At 72.8% G+C, this 16,374-nt stretch carries 17 protein-coding genes; 13 read left to right on the forward strand and 4 right to left on the reverse strand.

Features of this window, described 5'->3' with window-relative positions:
- Nucleotides 1-8: 8 nt before the first annotated feature.
- From FSY66_RS01640 to FSY66_RS01675, 8 genes are all read left to right on the forward strand, one after another.
- Nucleotides 9-1,274, forward strand: coding sequence for a PTS transporter subunit EIIC (locus FSY66_RS01640; RefSeq protein ID WP_144790600.1), 1,266 nt, complete (start codon nt 9-11; stop codon nt 1,272-1,274).
- On the forward strand, nt 1,275-2,054 hold the full coding sequence (gene nagB, locus FSY66_RS01645; protein WP_144790602.1) for a glucosamine-6-phosphate deaminase: 780 nt from the start codon (nt 1,275-1,277) through the stop codon (nt 2,052-2,054). It abuts the gene before it with no gap.
- Nucleotides 2,055-2,061: 7 nt separating this feature from the next.
- Nucleotides 2,062-3,222 carry an N-acetylglucosamine-6-phosphate deacetylase gene (locus FSY66_RS01650; protein ID WP_144790605.1) on the forward strand — a complete coding sequence of 387 codons (1,161 nt, stop codon included), beginning with the start codon at nt 2,062-2,064 and terminating at the stop codon, nt 3,220-3,222.
- Between the two features lie 48 nt (nt 3,223-3,270).
- Entirely contained in the window at nt 3,271-4,656 is a 1,386-nt protein-coding gene (locus FSY66_RS01655; protein ID WP_260853330.1) for an aminotransferase-like domain-containing protein, read from the forward strand.
- Nucleotides 4,596-4,946 (forward strand): PH domain-containing protein, encoded by a 351-nt coding sequence (locus FSY66_RS01660; protein WP_260853331.1) that lies wholly within the window; start codon nt 4,596-4,598, stop codon nt 4,944-4,946. Before FSY66_RS01655 ends, FSY66_RS01660 begins: the two co-directional genes overlap by 61 nt.
- A gap of 252 nt (nt 4,947-5,198) precedes the next feature.
- The gene (locus tag FSY66_RS01665; protein WP_144790609.1) at nt 5,199-6,077 is read left to right on the forward strand and encodes an excalibur calcium-binding domain-containing protein; all 879 of its coding nucleotides are present in this window, start codon (nt 5,199-5,201) and stop codon (nt 6,075-6,077) included.
- A gap of 201 nt (nt 6,078-6,278) precedes the next feature.
- The gene (locus FSY66_RS01670; protein ID WP_144790611.1) at nt 6,279-6,995 is read left to right on the forward strand and encodes an excalibur calcium-binding domain-containing protein; all 717 of its coding nucleotides are present in this window, start codon (nt 6,279-6,281) and stop codon (nt 6,993-6,995) included.
- 157 nt (nt 6,996-7,152) lie between these two features.
- Nucleotides 7,153-7,776 carry a class F sortase gene (locus FSY66_RS01675; RefSeq protein ID WP_144790612.1) on the forward strand — a complete coding sequence of 208 codons (624 nt, stop codon included), beginning with the start codon at nt 7,153-7,155 and terminating at the stop codon, nt 7,774-7,776.
- A gap of 3 nt (nt 7,777-7,779) precedes the next feature.
- Here FSY66_RS01675 and FSY66_RS01680 read toward each other — a convergent pair whose 3' ends face one another.
- Nucleotides 7,780-8,301 (reverse strand): GNAT family N-acetyltransferase, encoded by a 522-nt coding sequence (locus FSY66_RS01680; protein ID WP_144790613.1) that lies wholly within the window; start codon nt 8,299-8,301, stop codon nt 7,780-7,782.
- Entirely contained in the window at nt 8,294-8,986 is a 693-nt protein-coding gene (locus FSY66_RS01685) for a hypothetical protein (RefSeq protein ID WP_260853334.1), read from the reverse strand. The genes FSY66_RS01680 and FSY66_RS01685 overlap by 8 nt, the downstream gene beginning before the upstream one ends.
- Before the next feature lie 151 nt (nt 8,987-9,137).
- Between FSY66_RS01685 and FSY66_RS01690 the strand changes: the two genes are divergently transcribed.
- Both FSY66_RS01690 and FSY66_RS01695 read left to right on the forward strand, forming a co-directional pair.
- Entirely contained in the window at nt 9,138-9,974 is an 837-nt protein-coding gene (locus tag FSY66_RS01690; RefSeq protein WP_260853335.1) for a CDP-alcohol phosphatidyltransferase family protein, read from the forward strand.
- Nucleotides 9,975-9,978: 4 nt separating this feature from the next.
- Nucleotides 9,979-11,019 (forward strand): phosphatidate cytidylyltransferase, encoded by a 1,041-nt coding sequence (locus FSY66_RS01695; protein ID WP_144790614.1) that lies wholly within the window; start codon nt 9,979-9,981, stop codon nt 11,017-11,019.
- Between the two features lie 107 nt (nt 11,020-11,126).
- Here the strand turns inward: FSY66_RS01695 and FSY66_RS01700 are convergent, their stop codons facing one another.
- Nucleotides 11,127-12,239, reverse strand: coding sequence for an LLM class flavin-dependent oxidoreductase (locus FSY66_RS01700; protein WP_144790616.1), 1,113 nt, complete (start codon nt 12,237-12,239; stop codon nt 11,127-11,129).
- Nucleotides 12,240-12,464: 225 nt separating this feature from the next.
- Here FSY66_RS01700 and FSY66_RS01705 point away from each other — a divergent pair, with 225 nt between their 5' ends.
- From FSY66_RS01705 to FSY66_RS01715, 3 genes are read left to right on the forward strand one after another with little or no spacing between them, the layout of a single operon-like run.
- Nucleotides 12,465-13,379 (forward strand): ABC transporter permease, encoded by a 915-nt coding sequence (locus tag FSY66_RS01705; protein WP_144790618.1) that lies wholly within the window; start codon nt 12,465-12,467, stop codon nt 13,377-13,379.
- Nucleotides 13,380-13,414: 35 nt separating this feature from the next.
- Entirely contained in the window at nt 13,415-14,269 is an 855-nt protein-coding gene (locus FSY66_RS01710) for an ABC transporter ATP-binding protein (RefSeq protein ID WP_260853336.1), read from the forward strand.
- Between the two features lie 32 nt (nt 14,270-14,301).
- A complete protein-coding gene (locus FSY66_RS01715) occupies nt 14,302-15,375 on the forward strand; it encodes a taurine ABC transporter substrate-binding protein (protein WP_144790620.1) in 1,074 nt (357 codons plus the stop codon).
- Here the strand turns inward: FSY66_RS01715 and FSY66_RS01720 are convergent.
- Nucleotides 15,324-16,373, reverse strand: coding sequence for an arsenic resistance protein (locus tag FSY66_RS01720; RefSeq protein ID WP_144790622.1), 1,050 nt, complete (start codon nt 16,371-16,373; stop codon nt 15,324-15,326). The two genes, FSY66_RS01715 and FSY66_RS01720, sit on opposite strands and share 52 nt — an antisense overlap.
- Nucleotide 16,374: the final 1 nt, after the last annotated feature.

Below are 16,374 nucleotides of genomic sequence, written 5' to 3' on the forward strand. Positions count from 1 at the left end.
GGAAACCGATGTCCACGGCGAATCCGGCGGCTGCGGCCGGCGACCGGGCGGCCCAGAGCCGACCCGAGAAGAAGCCCTCCCGGGCCATGCAGGGTCTGCAGCGCTTCGGGCGCAGCCTCATGCTGCCGATCGCCGCGCTGCCCGCGGCCGGCATCCTGCTGCGTCTGGGCCAGGACGACATGATCGGCAGGTTCGAGGGCAGCGAGCTCCTTCAGACCATTGCGGCTGTCCTGGCCGGCGCCGGCAATGGGCTCTTCGAGAACCTCGGCTACCTCTTCGCCGTCGGACTGGCCTTCGGCTTCGCCAAGAAGGGCGACGGCTCGGCGGCCATGGCGGGTCTGGTGGGCTACCTCGTGCTGCTCGGGGTCTTCGATGCCATGGCGCCGATCGTGCTGGGGGCTCCGGAAGAGGGGGCCGAGCCGCCGGTCATCAACTACGGCGTCCTGGGCGGCATCCTGGTGGGCGTCATCGCCGCCAAGCTGTGGGAGCGCTACCACCGCATCAAGCTGCCCGACTGGCTCGGCTTCTTCGGCGGCCGGCGCTTCGTGCCGATCGTCGTGGCCGCCGTCTGCGTGGTCCTGGGCGTGCTCATGGCGCTCGTCTACCCGCTCTTCGATGCCGGGCTGACCTGGCTCAGCAGCGCGGTGGCCCAGAACGCCGTGATCGGCGGCGGCATCTACGGCGTGGTCAACCGCCTGCTGATCCCCCTGGGGCTGCATCACGTCCTCAACAACCCCCTGTGGTTCCAGCTCGGCGAGTACGAGGGCGTCCAGGGCGAGATCCCCCGCTTCCTCGCGGGCGATCCCACGGCGGGCATCTTCACCACGGGCTTCTTCCCGATCATGATGTTCGCCCTCCCGGCCGCCGCACTGGCGATCTACCACGAGGCCAAGCCGGAGAAGAAGAAGGTCACCGGCGGCATCATGATCTCGATGGCGCTCACGGCCTTCGTCACGGGCATCACCGAGCCGCTCGAGTTCGCCTTCATGTTCGTGGCCTGGCCGCTGTACCTGATCCACGCGGTGCTCACGGGCACGTCGATGGCACTGGTCAACGCCCTGGACATCCACATGGGCTTCAGCTTCTCGGCCGGGGCGATCGACTACCTGCTCAACTTCGGCATCGCCCAGAAGCCCCTGCTGCTGGCCCTGATCGGCATCGGCTACGCGGTCGTGTACTACGTCCTCTTCCGCTTCGTGATCCGGAAGTGGAACCTGCGCACGCCGGGGCGCGAGGACGAATCCGTGGACGCCGAGATGCAGGGGAAGGTCTGAGTGGTCCGGGTCGTCGTCGCAACGGAGGAGCAGGCCGGCCGGCTGGCGGCGGAGGCCGTGGCCGCCGTCGTCGATCGCCTCCCGCGGCCGGTCCTGGGGCTGGCCACGGGGTCCAGCCCCAGGCCCGTCTACCGCGCGATCGCCCAGCGGGTCCGCGACGGAGCGCTCAGCCTGGTGCATGCCCGGGCCTTCCTGCTCGACGAGTACCTGGGCCTTCCCGCCGATCACCCGCAGTCCTACCGGGCGGAGATCGAGCGGGAGCTGGTCGAGCGCACCGACCTGCCGTCGACGGCCGTGCAGTCCCTCGACGGGACGGCCGGGGACGTCGAGGCCGAGTGCGCCGCCTATGAGCGGGCCATCCACGACGCCGGCGGCGTGGACCTCCAGCTGCTGGGCATCGGCACGGACGGGCACATCGGCTTCAACGAGCCGGGGTCGCCGCTGGACTCGCGCACGCGCCGCATGCGGCTGGCGCAGCGGACGCGGGAGGACAACGCCCGCTTCTTCGACGACGACATCGACCGCGTCCCGACGCACTGCCTGACCCAGGGCATCGCCACGATCCTGCAGGCGCGCCATCTCGTCCTGCTGGCCTTCGGGGAGGCCAAGGCGGAAGCGGTCCGCCAGCTGGTCGAGGGCCCCGTGACTGAGCGCTGGCCGGCCACGGCGCTGCAGCGCCATCCGCACGTGACGGTGCTGATCGACGAGGCGGCCGCCTCTCGGCTGAGCGGAGCCGCATCGGCTCAGGACGACGGCTGGACGGACGGGGCGGCGCTCTGACATGCACATGTCTGCTGCGACGTCATCGGGGCCGCTCGACCGGATCCTGCACAGCACCGCCGTGGTCCTGCCCCGGGGGCCGGTCCGCGAGGCCTGGGCCGGTCTGCGCGGCGACAGGATCGTCGCCGTGGCCGAGGGTCCGGTGCCCGCGGACCAGCAGGGGGCGGTCGTCGACGAGCTGGGCGAGTGCCTGCTGAGCCCGGGCTTCGTGGACCTCCACGTCCACGGCGGCGGAGGCGGCGCGTTCACTGAAGGGGCCGACGGAGCGGCGGCCGCACTGGCGGCGCATCGTGCGGCCGGCACCACGAGCTCGATGGCCTCCCTGGTCACCGACACGATCGACCGGCTCGAGGAGCAGATCCGCGATCTCGTGCCTCTGGTCCGCTCCGGCGAGCTGGCGGGGATCCACCTCGAGGGCCCCTGGCTGGCCGAGTCCCGCTGCGGGGCCCACACCCCGGAGCTGCTGCGCGATCCCCGTCGCGAGGACCTCGAGCGGCTGCTGCGAGCGGGGGAGGGCGCCGTCCGCATGGTCACGCTGGCCCCCGAGCGCGACGGCGGCCTCCAGGCGATCCGCCTGCTGCGCGAGCACGGCGTGATCGCGGCGATCGGCCACACCGAGGCCGACGAGGACGTCGTCGACCGGGCGATCGAGGCCGGCGCGAGCGTCGCGACGCATCTGTTCAACGCCATGCCCTCGATCCACCACCGCACCCCGGGTCCGATCCCGCGCCTGCTGGGGGACCGGCGGACGGCCGTCGAGCTGATCGCCGACGGCATCCATGTTCAGCCCTCCGTCCTGCGCATGGCCGTTCAGGCCAGTGCGGGGCCGTGGGTCCTGATCACCGATGCCATGGCCGCGGCCGGCAGCCCCGACGGCCCCTACCGCCTGGGGCCCCTGGAGGTCGACGTCGTGGACGCCGTGGCCCGCATCCGCTCGACGGGCGCGATCGCCGGCTCCACGCTGACCCTGGACCGGGCCGTGCGCTTCGCGGTGCAGCAGGTGGGCCTCGAGCCGGCCGAGGCCGTGCGCGCGGCCTCGCAGACCCCCGCGGACCTGCTGGGCCGGGCCGATCTGGGGCGGATCGCCGTCGGGGCCCGGGCCGATCTCGTCGTCCTGGACGCGGACGGCGGCGTCACCCGGGTCCTGCGCGGCGGCGCCGAGCTCTGACGGCCCGCGCTCGGTCGTCGGCCCCGCCGCGAATGGGATGATCAGGCCATGACCGATCAGCCCTTCTCCGGATTCCCCGTCTCGCCCGTCTACGACGGGATGACCTCGACCGCTGTGCGCGATCTGCTCGACGTGCTCTCCGTCCCCGGCGTCATCTCGTTCGCCGGCGGAGCCCCGGCGGCCGAGTCCTTCGAGATCGACGACGTCCGGGCGTGCTTCGACTGGGTCTTCGCCCACCGCGGGGCCAAGGCGCTGCAGTACTCCTCGACGCCCGGAGAGCCCGAGCTGCGCGAGCAGGCCGCCCGCCGCGTCTCCCGTTGGCTGCCCACGACCGCCGATCAGATCCAGGTCACCACGGGGTCGCAGGAGGCCATCTACCTCGTGGGGCATGCGATGCTGCGCCCCGGGGACGTCGTGCTCGTCGAACGGCCCACGTATCTGGCCGCGGTCCAGGCCTTCGCCTCCTCCGGCGCCCGGATGATCGGGATCCCGTCCGACGACGACGGCGCCGAGCCCGAGGCGCTCGAGGCCCTGATCCGCGAGCACTCCCCGCGCTTCGTCTACCTCATCCCCACGTTCCAGAACCCGTCGGGCGTCTCCATGCCGGAGCAGCGCCGCCGGGAGATCGCCGACGTCCTGCTGCGCACCGGCGCCCCGCTGATCGAGGACGACCCGTACGGCGAGCTGCGCTTCGAGGGGCAGGCCGCCCCGCAGATCGCCGCGCTGCCGGGGATGGCCCGCCAGACGCTGCTGCTGAACTCGATGTCCAAGATCATGTCCCCGGGCATCCGCGTGGGCTGGATCCGCGGCGAGGGCCCGATCATGAACACGCTGTCGATCGCCAAGGAGGCCATGGGGCTGCACTCCTCGGTCGTGGACCAGCTGGCGGTGGCCCGCTACCTGGAGGCCTATGACGTCGACGCCCACGTGGCCGAGGTCGCCCAGCTGTACCGGGGCCGCCGCGACGCCATGGCCGCGGCGCTGCCGTCGATCCTCCCGGGGGGGTGCGACGATCACCCGGCCGGAGGGCGGCATGTTCCTGTGGGCCGCGCTCGGCGGCGGGATCGACACGACCGCCCTGCTGCCGTCGGCCGTGGAGGAGGGGGTGGCCTTCGTGCCGGGGGCGTCGTTCTACGCGCACGATCCGGACCGCACGACGATGCGGCTGTCCTATGTGACGAACCCGCCGGAGGTCATCGCCGAGGGCGTGCAGCGGCTCGGCCGCGCGCTCGAGCGCCGACGCGGCTGACGGGCCCGATCGCGCGGTCCGGCGAGGACGTCACGGCCCGGTCGACGCCGGATCGGCCCGTGAGAGCATGGGAGCCGCCCGCGGCCCCCGCCGCGGCTCGTCGCGATGCGCTAGGAGCAGTTCGGTGCCCGAGTTCACGTTCATGCGGGAGATCCAGGTCCCTCAGGACATCTTCCCCCTCCTGATCCAGGGGGAGCAGCCGGTCTGCGCATTCGCGACCTTCCGCGACGGCTCCGTGTTCACGAACAAGCGGCTGATCCTGCGCGATGTCCAGGGCATGACGGGCAGCAAGGTGCAGGTGCTGTCGCTGCCCTACTCGCAGATCGTCTCCTGGGCCTCGGAGAACGCCGGGACCTTCGACGCGGACTCCGAGCTGACGCTGAACACCCGCGCCGGCATCTTCAAGCTCAACCTCCGCGGCGGCATCGACGTCCGCGCGCTCGACAACCTGATCGCCCAGGTCGTCCTGGTCTGACGGTCCCTGTCCCCGGGTTCTCGGGGGCGGCGGTGTCCATCACGGGGTCGGCGCGGACGACGAGCCGCGGCGCAACGGCCTCGTCGGCATGTTTGCCATCGTTACCGAATGGTGATCGTCATAATGGCGATGTTTCACGATCGTAATCGAATGTGCAGTCGCAACGTGGTGTGCTTCAGTTACTGAGACCGGCGCAACAGCGCCGAGCCCCTCAGCTCACCGCCCACTCTCCGAGAAACCGGGAGCACTGCCATGAAGAAGACCACTGCCACCACCGCTCTGGCCGCCACCATCGGCCTCTCCGCCTGGACCATGACCGCCGCGCTCGCCGTGGCGCCCACCGAGGCTCCTGCCGAGCCGGCGCCCGTGACGGCGCCTGCCGAGGCCGCCCCGGCTCCGGCGCCCGCCGCCGAGCAGCCGGTCGCCGAGCAGGCACCCGCCCCGGCCGCCGAGGCGCCCGCGGCCGAGGGGGCGGCGCCTGAGGAGGTCGTCATCCCCGACTGGTCCCGGGACCTCGACAACTCCGTCTCCTGCGCCGACGCCGTGGGCACCCCCTACATGGACAACGTGCTCAAGCCGGGCCTGCCTCCGGTCCTGGACGCCGACGGCGACGGCATCATGTGCGAGTCGAACGGCGACGACGATGCGGCCCGCGCCGTCTCGCTGGATCCGTGGGAGGGGGCGGCTCCGCCGCTGCCGGCGGGCTACGTCTACCCCAACTGCGACACGGCCTACGACCTCGGCCTCGCCTACGCCGCCCCGGTCTCGCTGCCGTTCTTCGGCGCGCACCTGGATCCGGACGGCGACGGGATGGCCTGCGAGACCAACGGGGACGACGACGCGGCCTTCACCGGCGTGGTCCACGAGGCTCCGCTGGCGGTCGACACGCCGGCTCCGGCCCCTGTGGCCCCCGGTGCCGCGGCCCCGGCCGATCAGGCTCCCGCGGCTCAGGCCCCGGCCGCCGAGGCCCCCGCCGCTGCCGAGAAGTCCCAGGTCGAGGAAGTCCCGGTCGGCGGCGCCGACACCGGTGCCTCCGGGTCCCAGGGCCGCACCGCCCTGTTCGCCGGCGGCGGCGCCCTCGCGGCGCTGGTCGGGGCGGGCCTGCTGGCCCGTCGCGCGCGCCAGCACTGATCCGCAGGCGGACGACGAGGGGCTCCGGTGCGACGGATCCGTCCACGGCACCGGAGCCCCGCGCGTCATGGTGCATGTCACATTCTGCAATGGGAGTGGGGCGACGCGGTGTCGAGCCGCTCCAAGTGGTCAGATGAATGGTCATGTCATTCGCCCAGGTGAGGGCATGGCCATTCATCCGACTAACAGAAGGGCACCACCATGAAGAAGCTCGCAGCCGGCGCCGGCGCCACCGCCGTCGCCCTGGCAGGCCTGTCGGGTCTGAGCATCGCCCCGGCCGCCGCCGCCCCCGGCGTCTACGACAACTGCGCTGAGGTCTACGCCGATGGCAAGGCGAATATCACCAACGCTGACCCCGGGTACACCCCTGGACTGGATGGCAGTGACAACGATGGTGTGGGTTGCGAGAACCCCGGCGTCGGCCTCCCGGACCCGGTCTCTCCGCAGACCCCCGAGGTCAACACCCCGCAGGCACCGCAGGCGCCCCGGGCACCCGAGGCGCCTGTCACGGCCGATCCGGCCGCGCAGGAGCCGTGGACCTGGGACAACTGCTCCGAGGCCTTCGCCAACGGCGTCTCCAACATCCCGGCAGGCGCCCCCGGCTACGGCACCCACCTGGATCGCGACCTCGACGGCATCGGCTGCGAGCTCAACGGCGATGACGACGCCGCGTTCCCCACCCCGGTCGTCGCTGATGATGCCGATGACGCCTACGAGACCGACGGCGCCGCCGATCAGGTGAGCGCCGATCCGGCCGCCGAGGTGTCCCAGGTCACCCAGGTCCCGACCGGCGGTGCCGAGACCGGTGTGCCGGTCCAGGAGTCCTCGCCCCAGGCCGGCGTGATCGGCCTCTCGGCGCTGGCGCTGGGCGCCGCCGCCGGCGCGGGGCTGCTCGTCCGCCGCGCGGTGCGGGCCTGAGCCTCCTGCCGACAGGATGACCGGGGCGGCCCGTCCGTCGGCCCGGTCGCGCCCGGTCGCCGCGATGCCCGCCCCGGCGTCGCGGCGACCGGGCTTCAGGGAGGGGACGAGGCACTGGGCACACCGACATGACGCTCGAACGAAGAGGTGCAGGATCATGAAGACCGCCCCCTCCCGTCATCTCCTCGCCGCGCTCGGACTTGCGCTGCTGCTCAGCGGCTGCTCGGGCGGCGAGGCGCAGGGCGGGCCGAGCCCGGCCCCTTCTGCCCGCACCGGATCGTCCGCGGGAGCATCGGACTCGTCGTCGGGCGAAGCGCCTGTCGTCCTCCCCGAATCCGCCCCCGCGGCGGTGCGGATCCCGGCCATCGGCACGGACTCCGAGCTGCTGCACCTGGGGCTGCGGGACAACGGCTCGCTCGAGGTCCCCCCGACAGCCGCCGGCTCGCCGGCCTCCTGGTACGACAAGTCGCCCACTCCGGGCGAGCTCGGGCCGTCGGTCCTGCTCGGCCACGTCAACGAGGACGACGGGAGCGACGGCGTCTTCGCAGGGCTGCGCGATCTGCAGCCCGGCGACGAGATCGAGGTCGATCGCGAGGACGGCTCGACGGCGACCTTCGCCGTGGACTACGCAGAGGCCTACGCCAAGGACGACTTCGCCACCGAGAAGGTCTACGGCAACACCGACGACGCCCAGCTGCGCCTCATCACCTGCGACGGCTACGACCCCGCGACGGGGCTGTGGGACGACAACTACGTCGTCTACGCCACGCTGATCGGCTGAGCCTCAGTCTCCGAGCTCGATCAGCATCGTCCCCGCCGCGGCGCCGGGCGCGTCCCGGTACCCCAGGGACTCGTAGAGGTGGCGGGCCGGATTGCCCGCCCCGACGCTCAGCGACAGCGCCCGGAGGCCGCGCCGACGGGCCTCCTCATGCAGCTCGTGCAGCAGCAGCCGGCCCACCCGACGCTCCCGCCAGGCGGGCCGGACGTGGAGCGAGACCTCGGGGATGCCGGGCCCCGCGAAGCCGTACCCGGGGTCCTCCGGCGGCAGGAGCACAGCCCAGGCCGCACCGGCCCATTCCGTCGACGGCCGCGACGAGACCGGCATGGCGACGACGCCGAAGTCGCCGCGCCCCAGCTCCAGGCGCGCGTAGTGCGCGAACTCGGGGCGCTCGCGCACGTCGGCGTCCCGGAAGCGAGGACCCTGCCAGTTGAGGTTGCCGAGGGTCGCCTCGTGCAGGACAGCGGCGGCCTCGGCGGCCTCGAGGGGCCGCACCGTGATGCCGCTGATCCGCGCGCGCTCAGGCATGGGGCGCCCCGTCGTCGGCCCGAGGGCGCCGCTCGTCCGTCTCCCGGCCCACGGTGCGGAAGAACCAGGCGTAGAAGGCGCTCCACCCGGCCGCGAAGATCACCAGCTCCACGGTGCGGGGCTCGACCCCCAGCAGCCGCGGCAGTCCCGAGCCCGGGGCGCTGAGCCCGGACCGGCGCGCCAGGGCTGCGAGCCCGGAGACCATCGCGGTCACGGGCACGAAGCGGGACAGCCGCGCCGGCACGGTCCAGACCAGGAGCCTCCCGAGGGGCAGGTCGAGGACTCCGGCGGAGCGGGCGTAGAGCTTGTACGGGGTCCCGGTGAAGGGGCCGATCAGCAGGGCGGGGAAGCCGTGCGTGCGCATCTGGGCGTCGACCCGGGCGACCATCGACGGGCTGATCGCGGGAATGCGAGCAGCGAGCCCGGCCGAGCGGGCGGGCCCGGTGCGTGCGGACCAGCGGTGGACCGCCGCGCCGCCGAGCACGGCTCCGGCGGTCGCGGTGAGGGTCAGGGCCTGCCCCCGAGCCGGTCGGCGCAGCGCGATCGCGGAGGTCCAGGCATCGGGCACCACGAAGAAGACGGTGGCCTCGGCGAAGCCCCAGGCGAAGGCGACGCCGTGCTGCCGCAGCCCTCGAGGGCGGTTCCTGCATCGGTCCCCGCGGCAGGTCGGCAGCAGCGCGCTCATAGCGGCATCCTGCCACCCGGGTGCGGCGGCTGAGGGGAGCGCGGGACACATCGTGTCACGGCAGGCCTGTACACATGAGGCCACATGGGTTTGTCTTGGTGAACACAGGTCGGCGGCCCGGTCCGACCGACGACCCGTCACAGGAGACGCCATGAGCTCGTGCTCGGAGGAACCGCGGGACGCCGCCGCCAGGTCGACGCTCGATCGGATCGACGACGAGCGCACCATGCGCCGTGAGATCCCCCAGCGCAGCACGGCCTGGGCCCGGGGCCTGGCCGCTGCGACCGGGCGGGCCGGCATCACGCCGAACATGATCTCGTCCGCATCCGTGCTGATCGCCGCCGGGGGATGCGCCGCGCTCGTCGGATCGGGCTGGGCGGTCGAGGCGGGCGACGACGGCGTGCGCGCGGCCCTGCTGATCGTCGCCGCGCTCACGGCCCCGCTGCGGCTGCTCATGAACATGCTCGACGGCATGGTCGCCGTCGAAGGCGGCCGGCAGACCCCCGTCGGCGATCTCTTCAACGAGGTGCCGGACCGGGTCGCCGATGTGCTCCTGCTGGCCGGTGCCGGCTATGCGATCGCGTCCGTCCACGGCGGCCTCACGATCGGCTGGGTCGCAGCGGTCCTGGCGCTGCTGACCGCCTACGTCCGCTCGCTGGGCGCTGCGCAGGGGCTCTCGAACCACTTCGAGGGGCCCATGGCCAAGCCGCGGCGCATGTGGCTGCTGATGCTCGGCTGCCTGCTCTCCCTGCTGGAGCCGGTCGTGGTCGTCCCACTGGGACTCGAGAGGGGCGCGGTGCTCGGCGTGGTCCTCGCGGTGATCGCGGCCGGGTCGCTGGCCACGGTCGGCATCCGACTGCATCTGATCGGGCGCGAGCTCAAGGAGCGCGCGGCCTCGATGGCCGGCGTCGGTCCTTCCGGGCCGTCCGCTGCTCCATCCGCCGGGCCGGCCGCGGAGCACCCGCGGACGACGACCGGGGAGGGCTGAGCCCATGGGGCCCGCGACGACGCCCGCAGGGCTGCTCGGCCTCGACGGCCTTCCCCAGCAGATCGGGCTGATCGGCGGTGCCGCGGCATGGCTGCTGGCGGGATCCGTCGTCGTGCTGATCCTGGCCACGCTCGTCGTTCTGGCCCTGACGGCCCGGATGCCCGCGGCCAAGGCCGGGTTCAGCACGGAGCTGCGGCAGCGGACCTGGGCCTGGTGGTACATGATCGGCGTCCTGGGCATTGCGCTGCTGGGCGGGGAGACCGCGGTGATCCTGCTGTTCGCGGTGCTCTCCCTGCTCGGGCTGCGCGAGATGGCCTCGCTGCTGCCGGATCAGCGCGCGGACCGCGCGGTGCTGCTGTGGCTGGCGGTGATCACGCCGCTGCACTACTGGTTCCTGTGGGAGCACTGGTACGGGATGTCCGCGATCTTCATCCCGGTCTACGCGTTCCTCTTCCTGCCGGCGGTCTCGGCGCTGCAGGGGCGCACCGAGGGATTCCTGGCCCGCGCGGCGTCGATCCAGTGGGCGCTGATGGTCTGCGTCTACGCGGTCTCCTACGTGCCGGCCCTGCTCCAGCTGCCGGTGGCCCTGGAGCAGGGCAAGGCCGCGGCGGAGGGCTCGGCCCCCGGATCCGGCGGGTGGCAGGGCGCGGCGCTGCTGCTGTTCCTGGTGATCGTGGTCCAGGGCTCCGACGTGCTGCAGTACGTGTGGGGCAAGACGCTGGGGCGGCACCCGGTGGCGCCGTCGGTGAGCCCGAACAAGACGTGGGAGGGGCTGATCGGCGGGGTCCTCTCGGCCACGGCGCTGGGTGCGGCGCTGTGGTGGGCCACTCCCTTCGCGCCGTGGCAGGCGGGGCTGCTCGCGCTCGTGAGCTGCCTGCTGGGCTTCGCGGGAGGCCTGGTGATGTCGTCGATCAAGCGCGATCGCGGGGTCAAGGACTTCGGCGCCGTGATCCCCGGCCACGGCGGGATCATGGACCGCTTCGACTCCCTGGTCTTCGCGGCCCCGGTCTTCTTCCACCTGGTGCGCTTCTTCTTCTCCGCCTGACCCGCCCTCCCCGCTGCCGAGCGGGCGATCTCGAGCCCTGGGCGCCCCGACAGGCCTCGGATCGCTCGTTCGGCGGGAAGGCGGGGCGGGGTGTGTGGAGCGGGGGGTCAGGCGGGGTCCGGGGCCAGGACTCCGCGGCGGGCGAGCTCCGGGCGCAGGCCCTCGCCCACCCAGTAGGACTCCTCGAGGTGCGGGTAGCCGGAGAGGATGAAGTGCTCCACACCCACCGCGTGGTACTCCTCGATCAGGTCCGCGACCTCCTCGTGGCTGCCCACGAACGCCGTCCCGGCGCCGCCGCGCAGCAGGCCCACGCCCGCCCAGAGGCCGGGGTGGACCTCCAGCTCGCGGGCGCTCTCGGGCACGGTGTCGCCGTGCAGCTCGGTCATCCCCTTCTGCGCCGTGGACTCGGAGGCCGCCAGGTGCTTCTGGGACTTCCTCACCTCCTCGGGATCCATCTGCTCCAGGAAGCGCTGCGCCGTGGCCCAGGCGTCCTCGGAGCGGTCCCGCGTGATCACGTGCGCGCGGACGCCGAACTGCAGGGTGCGCCCCTCCTGCGCGGCCATCTCCCGCAGCCGCTCGATGCGCGCCCCGACCTTCTCCGGCTTCTCGCCCCAGGTCAGGTGGACGTCCGCTCGACGAGCGGCCACGGGCAGCGCCGCCTCCGAGCTGCCGCCGAAGTACAGCGGAGGCACGACCTCGGGCCGCTCGAACGCGGTGGCCCCGCGCACCTGGTAGTGCTCGCCGTCGAAGTCGACGTCCCGGCCGGTCCAGATCTCCGACACGATCCGCATGAACTCGTCGGTGCGCTCGTAGCGCTGATCGTGATCGAGCCAGTCGCCGAAGCGCCGCTGCTCGGCGGACTCGCCGCCGGTCACGATGTTGAACATGAGCCGCCCGCCGGAGACCTTCTGATAGGTCACGGCCATCTGGGCGGCCAGCGTGGGCGTGATGGTGCCCGGGCGGAACGCGACGAGGAACTTCAGCCGCGACGTGGCGCCGATCAGCGCGGCCGTGGCGATCCAGGCGTCCTCGCACCACGAGCCGGTGGGGGTCAGGACCGCGTGGAAGCCGTTGGCCTCCGCCGCGCGCGCCACCTGGGCCAGGTAGTCGAGGCTCGGCTCCCGGGGCGTGACCACGGCGCGGTCGTTCGAGTGCGGCCGATCGACCACGGATCGCCCGTCGCCGTTGGTGGGCAGGAACCAGTTCAGAGTCACGCTCATCGCGGAGGAAGCCTTCTCTCGATCCGTCGGGTGCTGCGGTCTGCCCGAATCTACGGCTCGGGCGGCGCGGGCAGGAGTTGTCCGACCCGTTCCGTAGGAATAGTTCACAGTCCGGCCCGTCGCGTGTGACGAGATGACGACGGGCACGAGAAAAACCCTACGGGATCGGTAGAGTTTCGGGCTCCGGCAGTCCTGCTTCCCCGCCCTCCCGAGAACGGATCGCCCATGTCCTCCCAGGCCACCGCAGCGGCCCCGACGACGACGCCCCCCGCATCGACGCAGCCGCCCGACGCATCCGCCGAGGGCCGACGCTCCTCGAGACGGACCCGCCGGCGCGGCCGCCTCCAGCGGGTCAGGACCACGCTGATCAGCCTGGTCGTGCTGATCCTGCTCTGGTGGTTCGTCACGGCGGCGGGCCTGGTCCAGCCGCTGTTCCTGCCCTCGCCCGGCGCGGTGTGGTCGGCCTTCGTCCAGGCCAACTCCTGCCGCCCGGTCACCGACGACGCCTCCCGGTGGGCCTGCGGCGAGCAGGGCTACTTCCTGTGGGAGCACCTGGCGCACAGCCTGCGCAGGATCGCGATCGGCGTGGGCGCGGGTGCCGTCGTCGGCGTGGCCCTGGGTGTGCTGCTCGGCGCGTTCCGCCCGGTGCGCGAGATCGTGGAGCCGTACCTGCACTTCCTGCGCGCGCTTCCCCCGCTGGGCTACATCGGCCTGCTGATCGTGTGGTTCGGCATCGGGGACACCTCCAAGATCTGGCTGCTCTTCCTGGCCGCCTTCCCCCCGATCGCCGTGGCCACCATGCAGGGGGTGCAGGGCGTGCAGGTCACCCGGGTCAATGCGGCCCGGTCGCTGGGCGCCACGCGCTGGCAGGTCATGCGCCACGTGACGATCCCCTCCGCCCTGCCCGACGTGATCGGCGGCATCCGCATCGCCACGGGCTTCACCTGGACCACCGTGGTGGCGGCCGAGCTGAACAACGGCATCCCCGGCATCGGCGGGCTCGCCTACGTCTCCGGAACGCAGCTGCAGACCCCGCTGACCATCGCCTGCATCATCGTCATCGGCCTGGCCGCCGTCGGGCTGGACGCCCTGATCGCGGCCCTGGGCCGCGTGGCGACTCCCTGGCAGGGACGCGCATGACCGGCCCCAGGAACCCCGGCTCCCAGGAGGATCCGATGACGGCACAGACGACGACGGCACAGATGGCCGGGCGGCCCCCGCGCGGCCGGGACACGGCCAAGATCCGGCTCGAGGCCGCGGCCAAGGACTACACGACCGACTCCGGGGACACCGTGCGGGCCCTGGCGCCCACCGACCTGGAGATCCGGGAGGGGGAGTTCGTGTGCATCGTCGGCCCCTCCGGCTGCGGCAAGTCGACCCTGATGGACATGGTGGCCGGCTTCCACGCCCCCTCCAGCGGAGCCGTCGTGGTGGACGGGGAGCCGGTGGAGGGCCCATCGGCGGCGCGCGGCGTCGTGTTCCAGCAGGCCAATCTCCTGCCGTGGAAGTCCGTGCGGGCCAACGTGGAGCTGGGGCCGCGGCTGCGGGGGGTCCCGGCGCAGGAGCGGCGGGAGGCCGCCGAGCGCGAGCTGGCGCTCGTGGGGCTGGAGGCCTTCGCCGACCGCAAGCCCTACGAGCTCTCCGGCGGCATGCAGCAGCGCGCCCAGATCGCCCGCGTGCTCGCCAACGATCCCGCCGTCATCCTCATGGACGAGCCCTTCGGCGCGCTGGACGCCCTGAGCCGCGAGCGCCTGCAGGTCGAGCTGCGCGGGATCTGGCGCCAGGACCGCAAGACGATCGTGTTCATCACGCACTCGATCGACGAGGCCGTCTACCTCGGCACGCGCGTGCTCGTGATGAGCCCGCGCCCCGGGCGGATCGCCCTGGACCTGCCGGTCGAGGTCGGACGCGACCACGACGACGTCTCCGTGCGCACCAGCCCCGAGTTCACCGCCCTGCGCGAGCGGATCGCCGCGGCGATCTACGGCGACGAGACCGCGCCGTCGGGCAGCGCCACGGTCGGCGAATGAGACACCACCCGCTCCGCCAGGAGGACCGCCCCATGACCACCGCATCCCGCAGGGCAGCGACCGGCCTGTCGCTCGCGGCAGCCACCGCGCTGCTGCTCACCGGCTGCACCGCGGCCCAGACCGAGCGTCGGCTCAATGCGGAGCACGGCGACGTGCTCGCCGAATGCCCCTGGGAGGCCGACGAGTCCGTCACGGGCACGGTCGACGTGGGGTTCCAGCTGCTGCCCAGCGGCGATCTGATCGTGCGCGACCAGCAGGTCCTGGAGGCCTGCATGCCGAACGCCGACATCCGCTGGACGCAGTACGCCTCCGGCGCGGAGGTCGTGCAGGGCTTCGGCGGCGACTCCCTCGACATCGCGACGGTGGGCTCCAGCCCGGCGGTGCGGGCCCAGTCCGCGCCCCTGGACCTGCCCGTCGAGGTGGTGTGGATCCAGGACGTGATCGGGGAGGCCGAGGCGCTGATCGGGGCCGAGGGGATCACCGAGCTCGAGGACCTGCGCGGCGGCACGGTCGGGGTCCCGTTCGGGTCCACGGCGCACTTCAGCCTCCTGGCGCTGCTCGAGCAGGAAGGGCTGTCCGACGACGTCACCGTCATCAACCTGTCGCCCGACGCGATGCTGGGCGCGTGGCAGTCCCAGGAGGTCGACGCCGTCTACATCTGGGACCCCACGCTCGGCGAGCTCGAGGCCGACGGCGGCACCCGGCTCGTCTCCAGCGCACGCGCCGCCGAGATCGGGTCGCCGACCTTCGACCTGTCCGTGGCCGGCACCGGCTTCACGCAGGAGAACCCCGAGTTCATGGAGCAGTGGACCCGGGCCCAGGACTGGGCCGTGCAGATGCTCCAGGACGATCCGCAGCGCGCCGCAGGGATCCTGGCGCTGCAGACGGGCTCGGATGCCGAGACCGTCCGCCGGCAGATCGACGGCACCGGCTACCTGCGCGCCCACGAGCAGCAGGAGCAGTTCTTCTCCGGTCCGCTGGCGGATGTCCTGATCGACACCGCGGACTTCCTGGACCAGCAGGGGGAGATCGATGCCCCCGCCGCGCCCGAGCACTACCGGGAGGGCGTCGAGTCCTCGGCCGTCGAGGAGGTCGCCGCCGGCTGAGCCGGGCCCCGGCGCTGCGGCAGCAGTTGCGGCACCGCTCGGACCAGCACCACCATCCCCACGAGCTCGACCATGGTCTGCGCCACGACCGCCAGCGGGACCAGCGGGGCCTGCTCCGAGATCGCGACCGCCAGCGGCAGTACGACGAGCGAGTTGCGCGCCGTCGCGCTGAAGACTGCGGCCCGGGCCGAGGCCGTCGGAAGCCGGGCGGCGCGCGACACCAGCACCGCGGCGGCCGTCATCGCCGCCAGGAACACGATGTAGACGGGCAGGGACAGCGCGATCTCCTCGAGCCGCCCCCGCACCGCCGTGATCTGGGAGCCGATCACGGTCACCAGCACGAGGATCAGGGCGGGGACCATGAGCGCCTGGCCCGCGCCCTCGACCCGCCGCGCGGCGCCGGCGATGCCGTCAGGCCCCCTGCTGGATCCGCGTCCGGCCCGTTGCGCGAGCGCCTGCACCGCCATCGCGGCCAGCAGCGGCACGAGCAGCATCCACACCAGGGCGCTGAGGAACGGACCGGGTTCGATCCGCAGGGGGACGTGGGGCCCGGCCAGCAGCCACAGCAGCGGCCCGAGCAGCACCATCTGGGCGAGCATCAGCAGCGGAGACGCGGCCGTGAGGCGCGCCCGGTCGCCTCCGGCCAGGCCGGCGAACACGATCACCCAGTCGATGCAGGGCACCAGCAGCACCACCAGGATGCCCAGCACGAGCTCGGGGTGCCCCGTCAGCGGCCGGGTGAGCAGCCATGCGACCGCCGGGACCACCAGAAAGTTCAGACCCAGCAGCACCAGCAGGAAACGGCGGTCGCGCAGTCCGTCGCCCAGCTGGGTCAGCGGGATCCCCAGGAACGTGCTCCACAGCAGCACCGCGATCAGCGGCGGCACGGCCGGCTCCCACGCGGACGTCACGGCGGGGAGCGCCAGGCCCAGTGCTGCCCCCAGGACCATGGCCGCCAGGTACAGCGGCACCTGGCGCCGCTCCAGCCACGCGACCATG

The sequence above is a fragment of the Kocuria palustris genome (assembly GCF_007666205.1).
Classification (GTDB): Bacteria; Actinomycetota; Actinomycetes; order Actinomycetales; family Micrococcaceae; genus Kocuria; species Kocuria palustris_A.